Raw genomic sequence first — 13541 nt, 5'->3', positions numbered from 1 at the left:
GTCTTCGCGACGGAGCTTCGCTCCTGCTCCGCCCTGGAATGACGATCGCGATGGCGTTTTCGGCCAATCTCCAACGCATGCCACCTGACAACGAAAACAGAGCCGACCGGTCAAATCCGTGTGCCGCGGAACTGGTCCCGCCCCCGCAGCGTAAAGCTCAGCCGCCGTCGAGCGACTTCAACAGATTGTCGATCGTGAAAGGGTTGGCCTTCGGTTTCGCCGGCGCCGGCGCCGAACCGTCGTTGACGCCCGGCAGCGACCCGTCGACCTTGCGCGTTTGCTCGGCCGCCTTGCGCGCTGCGTCCAGCTTCGCCTGCTCCGCCTTCTTGCGATCGGCTTCGGCCTGTGCCTTGGCCGCCTCGTCCGCGGCCCGCTGCTCGGCCTCGGCCTTCGCCTGTGCATCGGCCTTGGCCTTGGCGTCCGCTTCGGCCTGCGCCTTGGCGTCGGCCTCCGCCTTGGCCCTGGCCTCTTCATCCGCCTTGGCTTTTGCCTCGGCTTCTGCCTGTGCCTGCGCTTCCGCTTCAGCTCTTGCCTTGGCTTCCGCCTCGGCCTTCTGCCGCGCCTCTTCCTCTTGCCGGCGCAACTCCTCGGCCGTCTTGTCGCGCTCCGTCTGCAGCGAGGCGTAATAGCGCACCTCGCGCCGCAGCCGCTGCTTTTCGAGCAGCGCCGCCTGCATCGCCTCGACCCGCTGCTGTTCCTTCTCCAGCGCGCGCTGCGTCAGGAACTGCGCCAGCGGACCGCTGTCGAACTGGGGCGCGGCCCCGAGCGGACCGGCCAGGCTGAAATTGACGGCCGGCTCGGAACCGACGAGTGCCTCGTCGCCGGGACGATAGGTCAGCGTCCCCTTTGCCGTGACGGTGCTCGTGTTGAGATCGGCAGTCACGTCGGCGGACAAGGTCGCGCCGGGATTGTCGAGGCTAATCGGCGGCACGCGCAGTGTCCCATTGGCGATGGTGAAGGCCACATCGGTGTTGCCAGCGGCGAAGCTGCCTTCGCCTGCGATCTGCGGCGCGAACTCTGCGGTCTTGGCCGTGTCGATATCGCGTCCGATCGCATCGGCCTTGGCGATGATGGCGCCAAAGCCGTCCGGATTGATACCGTCCACCTTCAATCCCTTCAACGCCGCGGTGCCGGAACCGGACAGGGCGGCGATCATGGCGTCGATCGATTTGCCGCTGGTCGACAACGCCGCCGAAAGATCGCCGCTGCCGCCGATGCCGGCGCCTGGCAGGACTGCGGAAAGATCGCTGCCGGCCAACCTCATCTGGCCGGAGAACAGGCCGGTGCCCTCCGTGTTCTTCAGGTCGAACAGGCCGGTCAGTTCGCCGCCATGGAGCTTCGCCTTGAGGTCGGAGACATGGATGCCTTCGCGGTCGAGCTTCAGCGAGAATGAAGCGTCATGCGCCGTCGCGAAGGGCCCGATGGCGAGCGCCGAGGTGTTGAGATCGAGGTCGGCGTTGAACGGCAGGGTCGACTCCTGGCTGAACGGCGTCGTCGGCCAGCCGCCCTTGGCGGCATCGAAGGACTGGTCGCCGAACAGGGAGACCGCCAGCGGATCGAGGTCGAGCTCGTCGAGCGCCAGCGCCCCGGCAAGATGCGGCAGACCATCCTTGGCGTCGATGTTGACGTCGCCGGACATCGCCGCCTTGTCGATCGAGCCGGTGAGACCGCTCAGCACCAGAAGCCCATTGCCGAAATCGGCATCGGCCGCCAGCGATGTCGACGTCCCCGTTCCCATGCCGGGCAGGCCTACCCCCGTCGTCATCAGCCACGGCTCGATATCGGCGGCGTCGAGATTGACCTTGCCCTTGGCGGTGGGGCCTTGCGCCGTCGAGGCGACTGTTCCGTCGAAGCTTGCCCTGAAATCATCGGCCGTCAGGTTGAAGCTTGTCGCGAGACCGCCGGCGACCGAGCCCTTCGCCGAGACGTCGGTGTTGGCGTGGCCGAGCATGCCTAGCGGCAACGCCGGCAGGCCGTAAAGCGCAAGCAGCGTGGTGGCATTGTCGTTGTGGGCGTTGAAGGTGATCGCCACCGGCGCCTCGGAGAGCTTGCCCACGGTTCCCCTGCCGGAAAGCGAAGCCGAAAAGGCCGAGCCGCCGGCCTTGCCCTGGGCCGAGAGCGCCAGGCCCGTGGTGCCGTCGCCATTGTCGGCGGCGCTGGTCAAGAGATCGATGCGCACGTCCTGGAACAGTTCCGGATAGGCCGCCGCACGGCTGGCCAGGCCTTTGAGCACGCCATTGTCGGGATAATGCTGGGCCGCGACGTCGATCAGCGGCTTGAGGTCCACCGCCACCACGGAAGCATTGAGCTTGCCGGTCGGGCTCTGCGGGAAATCCTTGACCCGGCCCGTGGCGCTGATCGAGGCGCCGGCCAGGCCGCCGATCGAAAGCCGGTCGATCTCGAGCAGGCCCTCGCGCAGCCGCAGCGCCGTGTCGACGGTGTCGGCGCTGAGTCCGGCAGCGCTGACCGGACCCGCCTTGATCTGGAAATCGAGATCGCGATCCGAAAAACGGTTGGCGCCCTTGTCGCTGATGAAGATCGAGGCGAACGCCGCGAGCCCGTCCAGATCCATCTCGCCGCCCGTCAGCCGCATCAGCACCGATGGCCTGGCGCCGTCCGGCTGGCTGGAATCGATGCCGCCCGAAAATTTCGCCTTGCCGAGGATGAGTTCGAGATCGCTGAACGACTGCCGGTTCTCGCTGAGATCGACCTTGGCCTTGAAGCCTGCCGCCGGCAGCCGGCGGATGGCCTCGTCGACATCCTTCGACAGCCAGGCGGCAAAGCCGGAAGGCTGCCCGACGGCCAGCAGCAACGAGCCGGTGAAGCCGAAATGGTCTTCGAGGCTCAACATGCCGTCGGCCTCGAGCGTTGTACGGCCCGGCAGCGTCGCGGCAAGCGACTTGACCGACCAGCCCCCTTCGGCCGGCTCGGCCGACAGCCGCACGTCGCGCACCGTCGTGTCGCCCGCCACCACCGCCGGCAGCCTGACCTCGACCTTGCCCGGTATGGTCGGCTTCGGCATGTGCTGCAGCGTCCGCTCGAACGCCGCAATGCGCTGGTCGAGAGTGAAGCCGGCACCGGCGGCCCCGCCGACGGCCTCGTCGAACTGCACCTGCGCCCCGCTGGCCTCGACCAAGAAATGCGGCTTCAGGCCGAGATCGACCGATGCCTTGCCGTCGGCGGTATAGGGATTGTCGAGCGGCCCGGTCTCGAAGCGGAACTCGTCGAAATTGAGCTTCTGGTGGTCGATCGCGAACTTGCCGTTCAGCCGGAAGCCCGGGTCGGGCTTGCCGGTGCTGACCTTGACCGGTTCGCCCCCGTTGCCGCGCAGCTCGGCCGAATTCCTGTCGTCACCCGAAATCTTGAACTGGCCGGAATAGACCGCGGCGCCCTTGACGATGCCGGCATTGCCGTCGGCTTCGACGATCAGCGGATAGGCATCGGGGTCCGCTTTCAGCCGGAGCCGCATCTGGCCGTCCGGCTCCACCTTGCCGGTGGAAGCCGAGACGTCGGCTCGCAGGCCGTCGAAGCGCAGCGTTCCGTCCATGTGCCATGGGCCGGTGAGCGCCTTGGCCGAAATCGTCGTGTTGATCTCCGAGATCAGGTGGCTGCGCCCGCCGGCGGCATGGCGCAGTTCGATCTGCCCTTCGGTCACCGACAGCTTCTCGATCGCGATCTGGCCCGGATCGAAGGGAGCCGAGGGCCGGAGCGTCCAGTCGACGGTGCCGTCGCCGGCGATATTGATGACGGCTTTCGGGTGTACCAGCCGCATGTCGAAGATCAGCACCTCGCCGCGCAGGAACGGCGCGAGCTCCGCGTCCATGGAGAAGGTCTCGACCGTCATCGCCGGCTGGCCTTCCGGCCCGCCCGCGACCTCGACATTCGAGAAGGTCACCGACGGAAACGGCAACAGCCGCGCCGTCGCGTCACCCCTCACCGCCACCTTGCGACCGAGGACGGCGCTCGCCTCGCGCTCGAAATCGCCCCGGTAACCCGTCCAGTCGATGAAATACGGCACCACCAGCGCCGCGCACAGCACCAGCACGAACAGGCCACCGAAGATCACGAACAGGCGGGCGAGCATCTGTTTCCCGGGTTGAAACTCAGCCGCACTCTACCCGCATCCGCGTGTCGATAAAGAGGCAATTCAACGCGCGGCAACGGCCAACGTCTCCAGTTGCGCGACGGCTCGCGGTCGCGATATCTCTTTTGCAGATTCCCGCCCTTCCGGTCACGTTCGTGACCGCCCTAAATCCGAACCCAACTCGGAGCGTTCCCGATGTCAGGCAAGAACTGGGACAGAGTGCCCATCGACGCGCAGAGCGTGGACGCTCCGCTGTCGCTGGCCGCGATTTTCCTTGTTGTGACAGTCGGCAGCGACGAGGCCGCGCTTTCGAATGTCGCTTCGGTGCTGGGCGAGCTCGACGATCTCGTCAAGAATGTCGGCTTCCGCGACTTGTCGGGACGCCTGTCCTGCATCGCCGGCATCGGCGCCGCGCTCTGGAACCGTCTGTCGCCCGGCCGCCGGCCGCGCGAGCTGAAACCCTTCGCGCCGATCGAGGGCTCGGCGCATTCGGCGCCCTCGACGCCGGGCGATCTGCTCTTCCACATCCGCGCCGAGCGGCCCGACATGTGCTTCGAGTTCGAGCGCATCCTGCTGGACCGCCTGGCCGGCAGCGTGACCGTCGCCGACGAGGTGTCCGGCTTCCGCTATTTCGATGCGCGCGACCTCCTGGGCTTTGTCGACGGCACAGCAAATCCGACCGGCCTCGACCTGCCCGCCTCTGCTTTGATCGGCGACGAGGACGGCGACTTTGCCGGCGGCAGCTATGTCGTCGTGCAGAAGTACCTGCACAACATGGCAGCCTGGAAAGAGACGCCAACGCATGTCCAGGAAGAGATCATCGGCCGCACCAAGATCGACAACATCGAGATCGATGACGACGACAAGCCGCGTAAATCGCACAAGTCGCTGGCCACCATCGAGGACGACGCCGGCAACGAATACGACATCCTGCGCGACAACATGCCGTTCGGCCGCCCGGGGCAGAACGAGTTCGGCACCTATTTCATCGGCTACACCCGCTATCTGTGGGTGATCGAGAAGATGCTGCAGCGCATGTATGTCGGCGAGCCGCCCGGCGCCTACGACCGGCTGCTCGATTTCTCCACCCTGCATACCGGCACGACCTTCTTCGCGCCGACACGGCCGATGCTGCAGAAGCTGGCCGACGGCATGGGCGAATAGCCGCCGGCCTGCGGATCAGCCCGCCGCCGGCAGGATCTTGCCGGGATTCATGATGTTCAGCGGATCGAGCGCCTGCTTGATGGTGCGCATGACATCGACGCCATGGCCGAGTTCGTGGCGCAGGAAGCCGACCTTGCCCTGGCCGATGCCGTGCTCGCCGGTGCAGGTGCCTTCCATGGCGATCGCGCGCATGTTGAGCCTGGAGACGAATTTCTCGGCAAGCGCGATCTCGTCCGGATTGTCGACATCCATCAGCACCAGCACGTGGAAATTGCCGTCGCCGGCGTGGCCGACGATCGGCGCGACAAGCCCCATCTCGGCAATGTCGGCCTCGGTCTCCGTGACGCATTCGGCAAGCCGCGAGATCGGCACGCAGACGTCGGTCGAAAGCCCCTTGGCGCCGGGGCGCAGCGTCAGCGACGACCAATAGGCGTCGTGCCGCGCCTTCCAGAGCTTTGTCCGCTCCTCAGCGACGCTGGTCCACAGGAACGGCCCGCCACCCTGCTCCTCGGCGATCATGCCGAACGTTTCGGCCTGTTCGGCGACGCCCGCGTCGCTGCCATGGAACTCGACGAACAGGCACGGGCTCTCCGGATAGTCGAGCTTGGAATAGTTTTTCATCGCCCGCATCTGCAGCGCGTTGACCAGCTCGATACGCGCCACCGGAATGCCCATCTGGATGGTCGCGATCACCGTGTTGCAGGCCGCCTCGAGGCTCGGAAACGGGCAGACGCCGCCGGAGATCGCCTGCGGAATGCCCTGCAGCCTCAGCGTCAGCGAGGTGATGACGCCGAGCGTGCCTTCCGACCCGACCAGAAGCCGCGTCAGGTCGTAGCCGGCCGAGCTTTTCTTCGCCCGCTTGCCGGTCGTCACCGTCTCGCCGTCGGCCATGACGGCGGTCAGCGACAGCACGTTTTCGCGCATGGTGCCGTAGCGCACCGCGTTGGTGCCGGAGGCCCTGGTCGCCGCCATGCCGCCGAGCGAGGCGTTGGCGCCCGGATCGATCGGAAAGAACAGGCCGGTGTCGCGCAGATGCCGGTTGAGGTCCTCGCGCGTCACGCCGGGCTCGACTGTGCAGTCGAGGTCCTGCGGGTTGACGGCCAGGATCCGGTTCATGCGCGACGTATCGATGGAAATGCCGCCGCCCGGCGCATTGGTGTGGCCCTCCAGCGAAGAACCGACGCCGAAGGCGATGACCGGCACGCGGTGGACGGCGCAGGCGCGCACGATCTCCTGCACGTCCGCAGCCGTCTCGACGAAAGCCACGCCGTCCGGCGCCTGGGTCGGGATATAGGTGGTGGTGTGCGCGTGCTGGCCGCGTATCGCCTCGCCGGTCTGGAAGCGCTCGCCGAAGCGCTGCTTGAGGATGCCGAGCACCGCGGCGATGCCTTCCTCGTTGCGTTCGACGGGGTTGAGGTCGCTCAAAGCCATGAATTCCTCCGCGAATGGACCAGTGGCCACGCTTTTAGTGCAGCTATGAATGATGCCTAAAGCAATCCTAGGAAAAGTGCCAAGCGATTAGGCTTGTGGCGACTACGTCGTAATCTTCCATCCGCCCCGTCCAGCGACCATCGAGGAAAACCAAAATGACGATCCCCGCACCGATCATTTCCGGCCCAATGGCGATCGAGAAGGAATGGATCGATTATAACGGCCATCTCAACATGGCCTACTACAACGTCCTGTTCGACCGCTGCTCGGACCAGGCGTTCGAGCTGATGGGCATGGGGCCGAACTACGCCAAGGAGCGACGCCTTACCATCTACACGGCCGAAGTTCATGTCTGCTACGTGCAGGAGTTGCACCTCGACCACAAGGTCAATGTCTCGTTCCAGCTGATCGACCATGACGAGAAGCGCCTGCGTGCCTACCAGGAAATCCGCCACGTCGACGGCTGGCTTGCCGCCACGTCCGAATCGCTGTCGTTGCATGTCGACATGGAAGGACCGAAGGTCGCTCCCTTCCCTGCCGACGTGATGGCCCAGGTCGAGGCGATGCGCGCCGCCCATGCAGCGTTACCGATGCCGGAGCGCGCCGGCCGCTCGATCGGCATCAAGCGCAAGAGCGCTTGAAAAGCCGGACGCTCGCGTTAACCTTACCAAGGTTTTAACGTGAACAAGTCGGTTGAGTCCGTTGAACGACTCACTGGCGCGTTCGAAAACCGCCGTACCGGGTTTGCGCGGGGGCGGCTGGCGGAATGCGGTGCGAGGATAGTGCATGAAAACCGACATCAACGTCGAAGTGGAGCGCTTGGCGGCCGATCCACGCATCACCGACTATGATTTCTGGCGATCGCTGAAGAACGTCAACAATGAGATCTTCCACATCGCCAACAACAACGAACCCATCCCGTTCGACATGATCCGCTGGCGCGTGATTCTAAAGCAGGCGCGCATGAAGCGCGGCCACGCTTGATTCATCGTCGCTGCCTCATCCTCCCTGACCAGTCATAGCTGCCGAGTCATAACCGCCGAATCATGGCCGCTTGAACCCGCACAGCGGCGAGCGCGGCTCGACCGGTGACGACTGGATGATCGCGGTGTTGGTCATCGCATAGGGAATGATCCGGTCGATCACCCGCTCGAGCTCGCTCACTGAGCCGACATGGGCGAGCGCGACGAAGCAGTCCTCGCCGGTCACGCGGTCGCATTGCGCGATTTCTGGCAGCTCGCGGATGATGTCCGCCACCACGGAAAGCTGTCCCGGCACCGGCCTGATTCTGAGCCATGCGGACAGCTTCATGCCGAGAGCGGCCGGATTGATCTTGACCGTATACGCCTCGATCACGCCGTTATCCTGCAGCTTGCGGATGCGCTCCGCCACGCTCGGCGCCGACAGCCCGACCGCACGCGCCAGTTCCGCAGTGCTGATGCGCGCGTCCTTTTCCAGGAGCCGCAGGAGCTTCAGGTCGATCGCGTCCAGATCGACATTTTCACTTCGAAGGTTTTTCAAGCCAAACCTCTCCCATCAGAAAGCAAAGCGTCAATCGAGCCATTCATCACACATGTAATCCGCGAGTTTCGCCTGCGATAATGCTCGCATGAAAACGCAAACGCAAATTCCTGCTGCAAACCTGGCGGCCGCCGATGCGCACGCCGCCCTCGCCGGCCCCACCATGCTTGCTGGAATGGCCAACGCGTTGCCGCCGCATGTCTGGTTCTGCGTCAGCGCCGTGTTCCATTATCTGGGGCCGGCCTTCGCCGTGCTGCTTTTCGCTCAGATCGGCGTGCTCGGCATGGCCTGGGCGCGCATCGCCACCGCCGCCCTCGTCTTTGCTCCACTGACCAGGCCCTGGCGCGTTTTCGCCCGCGCCGATCGCGCTCAACGACTTCTGTTGCTGGCCTTCGGCATCTGCCTGGCGGTGATGAACTGCTCGTTCTATCTGGCGCTCGACCGGTTGCCGATCTCGCTGGTGGCGGCGATCGAATTCGTCGGCACGATCGCGGTCGCGCTGGTTGGCCTGCGCAGCCGGCGCAACTTTGCCGCGCTCGCCATTGCCGTTGTCGGCACCTTGCTTCTCATCGACGTGAAATGGTCCAGCGATCCGGTCGGCTTGTTCTGGGCCTTTTTGAACGGCGCCCTGTTCGTCGGCTACATCGTGATCGGTCACCGCGTCGCCCAGGCAGGCATCGGCATCGCCGGCCTCGGCGCCGCCATGGCGGTCGCTTTCCTTATCGTGTTGCCCATCGGCTTTCGCGAGGCGATGCCCGCCTTCGCGTCGCCGCAACTGCTCGGCGCCGCGATCGGCGTCGGCATCTGCTCCTCGGTGATCCCCTACATCTGCGACCAGCTCGCCATGGCGAGGCTGCCGCGCGCGAGCTTCGCATTGATGCTCTCGCTCCTGCCGCTCACCGCGACACTGATCGGCGTCATCGTGCTGCGCCAGGTACCGAGCGTTACCGACTGCATCGGCATTTCGCTGGTGATCACAGGGGTGGCCTTCCACAAGCCGGCGGCAAACGCCTAGTGGCACTGCGCAGGGATTTTGACCAGTCGGATCTGTTTGCGTTGGCAGGTGGCACGCCTCGGAGATTGGCCGAAACGCCCATCGCGATCGTCATTCCAGGGCGGAGCAGGAGCGAAGCTCCTTGGAATCCATTCCGTTACTTTCGCCAAGGCGTGCAACGGAGCAGAATTCTGCACCGTGGCGGCGCTTCCAAGTCACGGAATGGATTCTATGGTCTGCGCCGCGTCGCTGCGCTCCTTGCTCCGCCATAGAATGACGAGGTTGGGGCGGCTTCAACCAATTCCCGGCGCCGTTTCCGTGAAACAGTGAAACGCCCTGGTTCTCCGACACAGGGATTTTGAAAGGTCGCCGTTTGTCACTCTTCCTGGAATTGCTCTGGACCGCTCGGCTAGGCCAGCTTCTCCTTCAGGAAAGCGATGGTCCGGCCCCAAGCGAGGTCGGCGGCCTTTTTGTCATACCGCGCGGCCGAGGTGTCGTTGTTGAAGGCGTGGTTGGCGCCCTCATAGACATACACCTTGTATTCGACATGGGCGGCGTCGAGCGCCTTCTTATAGGCGTCGATGCCGGCATTGGTGCGTTCGTCCAACCCGGCATAGTGCAGCAGCAGCGGCGCCTTGATCTTTTGAGCGTCCTCGGCCTTGGGCTGCATGCCGTAATAGGCGACGGCGGCGCTGAGATCGGGCGCATGGACGGCGAGTTGGTTCACCGCGCCTCCGCCCCAGCAGAAGCCGACCGCCCCGACCTTGCCGTTGCCATCCTTGAGGCCCTTGAGATAGGCGATCGTCGCAACGCCGTCGGCGGCGACTCTGGCCACGTCGAGCTTGGTGAACATGTCGCGGGCCTTGTCCTCGTCGGAGGGCGTTCCGCCAAGCGGCGACAGGAAGTCCGGCGCCAATGCGATGAATCCCTCCAGCGCCACACGCCGGGCGACATCGCGAATATGCGGGTTCAGCCCCCGGTTCTCGTGGACGACGATGACGCAGCCGAGCTTGCCTGACTGGTTCGCGGGCTTGACCAGATAGCCCTTCATCTCGCCGCTTGAGCCGGGATAGGTGATGTCCTCGCCCTTAACGCGGCTGTCGTCCTCGGCGACGATCGCCGCCTGGGCGGAATTGGCCGCCAGCATCGGCGCGATCGCGGCCGCCGCGGCACCAGAGCCCGCCAGCTTCGTCAACTGCTCCATGAAGCGGCGGCGGTCGAGCGTCAGATGCGTGTATTCGTCATAGGCGTCGATCATGGCCTGAGTGATCAGGGGCTGCGTGATGGCGGGCTTGGCAACGGGTTCGGTCATGGCTGTCCTCGACGACGATTGGCAGTTCGATCCGCAAGATAGGGTCGAGAATCGCACGATCCAGTCGTGCCCCGGTGACGACCCCTGTAGAGGTCTGGTGCCGACCCGTCGCTCCGCCGACAAGCCCGGCTGATTCATCACATTTTGGTCATTTCCGAAAGGCTTGATGGTGCTGTCACATTAGGACGTGAAGTTGCCGGATCGGCCTCACCGATACGAATGACGAAAAAGGGGAATGCCATGAACATCCAGGATATCATCAACACCGTTTCCTCGAAGGCCGGCCTCGACGAGCCGACCACCGAGAAGGTTGTCGGCACCATTTTTTCCGTGCTCGAGCATGAGGCTGAAGGCACCAGCGTTTCGTCCTTCTTCGACCAGATCCCCGGCGCCGGTGCGTTGGCCCAGAAATATGACGTGATGGCCGCCGGCGCGACGGCCAATTCGGGCGGCGGACTTCTGTCGTCGCTGCAGGGCGCGCTTGGCGGCGTGCTGGGCGAAAAGGCCGGCGCGCTGATCAACGGCATCGCCACGCTCAAGGCGTCCGGCCTCGACATGGCGCAAATCCGTCAGGCCGGCGAGACCTTGATCAAGCAGGCCGAGGTTGCCGCCGGCCCCGAGCTGACCAATCAGGTGCTGGACCAGGTGCCCAGCTTGCGCGGTCATCTCGGGCTTTGAGGCCTGACACCGCCCTGTCCTATTTTGGCAGCGTGTAGGCCATCACGTAATCGCCCGGCTTCGTGCCGACCGAGCCGTGCCCGCCGGCGACGATGACGACGAACTGGCGGCCGTCGGCCACCGTATAGGTCATCGGCGTCGACTGGCCGCCCGCCGGCAGCCTCGCCCGCCAGAGCTGCCTGCCGGTGGTGAGGTCGTAGGCCCGAAGATAATCGTCGACCGCGGCGCCCAGAAAAGCGACGCCGCCAGCCGTGATCATCGGCCCGCCTATGCCGGGAACACCGACCTTGAGCGGCAAAGGCAGCGGCGTCATGTCGTAGACAGTGCCGTTGCGGTGCTTGTAGGCGATGTTTCCCGTCTTGAGATCGACGCCGGCGACATAGCCCCAGGGCGGCGCCTGGCAGGGAATGCCGAGCGGCGACAGGAACGGTCCCATCACCACCGCGTAAGGCGCGCCCTCGTTGCGGTTCAGCCCCTGCTCGCTGCCCTTGGTGTCGCCCGGCGGCGGCACGTCCGCGCGGGGGATGAGCTTCGAGGTGAAGGCGAGATAGGTCGGCATGCCGAACATCACCTGCCGCACCGGATCGACCGCGACGCCGCCCCAGTTGAAGACGCCGAAATTACCGGGGTAGATCAGCGAGCCCTGAAGCGAGGGCGGCGTGTAGCGGCCCTCATAGCGCAGCTTCTTCAATTCGATCCGGCACGCCAGCTGGTCGAACATGGTGATGCCCCACATGTCGGCGCCGGTCAGCGGCTTGGGATTGAAGGACAGGTCCGAGGCCGGCTGCGTCGGCGAGGCATGATCGCCCTCGATCGCGCCGCCGGGCGCCGGCACGTCCTTCACCGGAATGATCGGCTCGCCGGTGCGCCGGTCGAGCACGTAGAGATCGCCCTGCTTGGTCGGTCCGACCAGCGCCGGCACCACGCCGCTCGCCGTGGTGATGTCGACCAGCGACGGCTGCGCCGGCACGTCCATGTCCCACAGATCGTGATGCACGGTCTGCCGTACCCAGCGCAATTGCCCGGTGTTGAGGTCGAGCGCGGTGATCGAGGAGGAGAACTTCTCGACATTGGCGCCGCGGCCCATGCCGAGCTGGTCCGGCGTCTGGTTGCCGAGCGGCACGTAGATCAGCCCGAGCTTCTCGTCGGCGCTCGCGGTCGACCACATGTTGGGCGAGTTGTGGGTGTAGGTCTGCCCGGCGGGCAGCGGCGTCGCCACATCCGGATTGCCGGAATCCCAGTTCCACAGCAGCGCGCCGGTGTTGACGTCGAAGGCGCGGATGACGCCCGACGGCTCCTCGGTCGAGTAATTGTCGTTGACCGCGCCGCCGACGATGATCTTTCCGGCGACGATCAGTGGCGCCGATGTCGAATAGTAATAGCCCGACTTCGGATAGGGCATGTTGGCCATCAGGTTGAGCGTGCCGCCGTCGGCGAAGGACGGACACACCTGCCCGTTCGCGGCGTCGAGCGCGATCAGCCGGGCGTCGGAGGTCGGCAGGTAGATGCGTGCGGCGCAAGGCTGGCCGGCGGCGATCTTGGCGTCGGCATAATAGGACACGCCGCGGCAGGTCTGGTGCTGGCGGTTGGGGTCGAGCTTGATCTTCGGGTCGTAGCGCCACTTCTCCTTGCCGCTCGCGGCATCGATGGCGATGGCGAAATTATGCGGCGTGCAGATGAAGAGCGCGTCGCCGATCTTCAGCGGCGTCACCTGATAGGTCGTCTCGCCGATATCGTCGGGGCCTTTCACGTCGCCGGTGCGATAGGTCCAGGCCGGCTGCAGCTTGGCGACATTGTCAGGCGTGATCTGGTCGAGCGGCGAATAGCGCTGGCCGAAGGGCGTGCGGCCGTAGAACTGCCACTCGCCCGCCGGCATGTCGCCGCCGAGATTGGCGGCCGTCGCCGCCTTTTCGGTGCCCAGCGTGCCGCCGATATCCATGGGATCGGCGGTCATCGAATAACCGGCGACCGCGAGCGAGGCGAGCACGGCCAGGATCAGCGGCGCGCGTCCGTCCGGCCCGAGCAAGCCCCGCCTTGCCCACGGCGTCAGCAGCCACAGGGCGATGAGCACGATGACGCCGCCGCGCGGGCCGAGCTGCCACCAGTCGAAGCCGATTTCCCAGACCGCCCAGGATAGCGTGGCCAGTACGAACAGCGCGTAGAGCCAGAGCGAGGTCGACCGGCGCCTGAACAGCAGCCAGGCGGTGATCAGGAAGACCAGGCCGGCGACCAGGTAGTACCAACTGCCGCCCAGCGCGATGAGCCAGATGCCGCCGCCGCCGAGAATGAGACCGATGAGGAAGAGGACGAGGGAGGTGATGGTGACAGCCAAGACGGTGCTCCTTCGACTGTTGCGC

Annotated in this window: 10 protein-coding genes; 5 read left to right on the top strand and 5 right to left on the bottom strand. The window is 65.2% G+C overall.

The genetic code is table 11. The annotated features are described in order from the left end of the window. Positions 1–157 precede the first annotated feature (157 nt). Positions 158–4084, bottom strand: a complete 3927-nt coding sequence (locus tag FJ425_RS29825; RefSeq protein WP_140727759.1) for an AsmA-like C-terminal region-containing protein — start codon at positions 4082–4084, stop codon at positions 158–160. Positions 4085–4279: 195 nt separating this feature from the next. Between FJ425_RS29825 and FJ425_RS29820 the strand changes: the two genes are divergently transcribed. Then, positions 4280–5248 (top strand): Dyp-type peroxidase, encoded by a 969-nt coding sequence (locus FJ425_RS29820; RefSeq protein ID WP_140727757.1) that lies wholly within the window; start codon positions 4280–4282, stop codon positions 5246–5248. A gap of 15 nt (positions 5249–5263) precedes the next feature. Here FJ425_RS29820 and FJ425_RS29815 read toward each other — a convergent pair whose 3' ends face one another. Next, a complete protein-coding gene (locus tag FJ425_RS29815) occupies positions 5264–6679 on the bottom strand; it encodes an FAD-linked oxidase C-terminal domain-containing protein (RefSeq protein ID WP_140727755.1) in 1416 nt (471 codons plus the stop codon). A 155-nt stretch (positions 6680–6834) separates the two neighbouring features. Between FJ425_RS29815 and FJ425_RS29810 the strand changes: the two genes are divergently transcribed. Continuing rightward, a complete protein-coding gene (locus tag FJ425_RS29810; RefSeq protein ID WP_140727754.1) occupies positions 6835–7320 on the top strand; it encodes a thioesterase family protein in 486 nt (161 codons plus the stop codon). Positions 7321–7465: 145 nt separating this feature from the next. Continuing rightward, positions 7466–7663, top strand: coding sequence for a hypothetical protein (locus FJ425_RS29805; protein ID WP_140626853.1), 198 nt, complete (start codon positions 7466–7468; stop codon positions 7661–7663). Between the two features lie 60 nt (positions 7664–7723). Here FJ425_RS29805 and FJ425_RS29800 read toward each other — a convergent pair whose 3' ends face one another. Beyond that, positions 7724–8200 carry an Lrp/AsnC family transcriptional regulator gene (locus FJ425_RS29800; protein ID WP_140727752.1) on the bottom strand — a complete coding sequence of 159 codons (477 nt, stop codon included), beginning with the start codon at positions 8198–8200 and terminating at the stop codon, positions 7724–7726. Positions 8201–8288: 88 nt separating this feature from the next. On the opposite strand from FJ425_RS29800, the gene FJ425_RS29795 reads away from it, so the two are divergent. Beyond that, on the top strand, positions 8289–9215 hold the full coding sequence (locus FJ425_RS29795; protein ID WP_181176110.1) for a DMT family transporter: 927 nt from the start codon (positions 8289–8291) through the stop codon (positions 9213–9215). A 388-nt stretch (positions 9216–9603) separates the two neighbouring features. On the opposite strand, the gene FJ425_RS29790 is transcribed toward FJ425_RS29795, so the two are convergent. After that, positions 9604–10506 (bottom strand): dienelactone hydrolase family protein, encoded by a 903-nt coding sequence (locus FJ425_RS29790; RefSeq protein WP_140727750.1) that lies wholly within the window; start codon positions 10504–10506, stop codon positions 9604–9606. A gap of 240 nt (positions 10507–10746) precedes the next feature. Here FJ425_RS29790 and FJ425_RS29785 point away from each other — a divergent pair, with 240 nt between their 5' ends. Further along, positions 10747–11184: a hypothetical protein gene (locus FJ425_RS29785; protein WP_140727748.1), complete on the top strand. Its 438-nt coding sequence runs from the start codon at positions 10747–10749 to the stop codon at positions 11182–11184. A gap of 19 nt (positions 11185–11203) precedes the next feature. Here the strand turns inward: FJ425_RS29785 and FJ425_RS29780 are convergent, their stop codons facing one another. Then, positions 11204–13516: a glucose/quinate/shikimate family membrane-bound PQQ-dependent dehydrogenase gene (locus FJ425_RS29780; protein WP_140727746.1), complete on the bottom strand. Its 2313-nt coding sequence runs from the start codon at positions 13514–13516 to the stop codon at positions 11204–11206. Positions 13517–13541: the final 25 nt, after the last annotated feature.

Source organism: Mesorhizobium sp. B2-7-2 (genome assembly GCF_006440775.1).
GTDB lineage: Bacteria > Pseudomonadota > Alphaproteobacteria > Rhizobiales > Rhizobiaceae > Mesorhizobium.
This window is presented reverse-complemented; position numbering and strand designations above follow the sequence as displayed.

Coding starts and splice junctions, on each gene's coding strand:
- FJ425_RS29825 (WP_140727759.1), bottom strand. CDS start 4,084: ATGCTCGCCCGCCTGTTCGTGATCTTCGGTGGCCTGTTCGTGCTGGTG.
- FJ425_RS29815 (WP_140727755.1), bottom strand. CDS start 6,679: ATGGCTTTGAGCGACCTCAACCCCGTCGAACGCAACGAGGAAGGCATC.
- FJ425_RS29820 (WP_140727757.1), top strand. CDS start 4,280: ATGTCAGGCAAGAACTGGGACAGAGTGCCCATCGACGCGCAGAGCGTG.
- FJ425_RS29805 (WP_140626853.1), top strand. CDS start 7,466: ATGAAAACCGACATCAACGTCGAAGTGGAGCGCTTGGCGGCCGATCCA.
- FJ425_RS29795 (WP_181176110.1), top strand. CDS start 8,289: ATGAAAACGCAAACGCAAATTCCTGCTGCAAACCTGGCGGCCGCCGAT.
- FJ425_RS29790 (WP_140727750.1), bottom strand. CDS start 10,506: ATGACCGAACCCGTTGCCAAGCCCGCCATCACGCAGCCCCTGATCACT.
- FJ425_RS29810 (WP_140727754.1), top strand. CDS start 6,835: ATGACGATCCCCGCACCGATCATTTCCGGCCCAATGGCGATCGAGAAG.
- FJ425_RS29785 (WP_140727748.1), top strand. CDS start 10,747: ATGAACATCCAGGATATCATCAACACCGTTTCCTCGAAGGCCGGCCTC.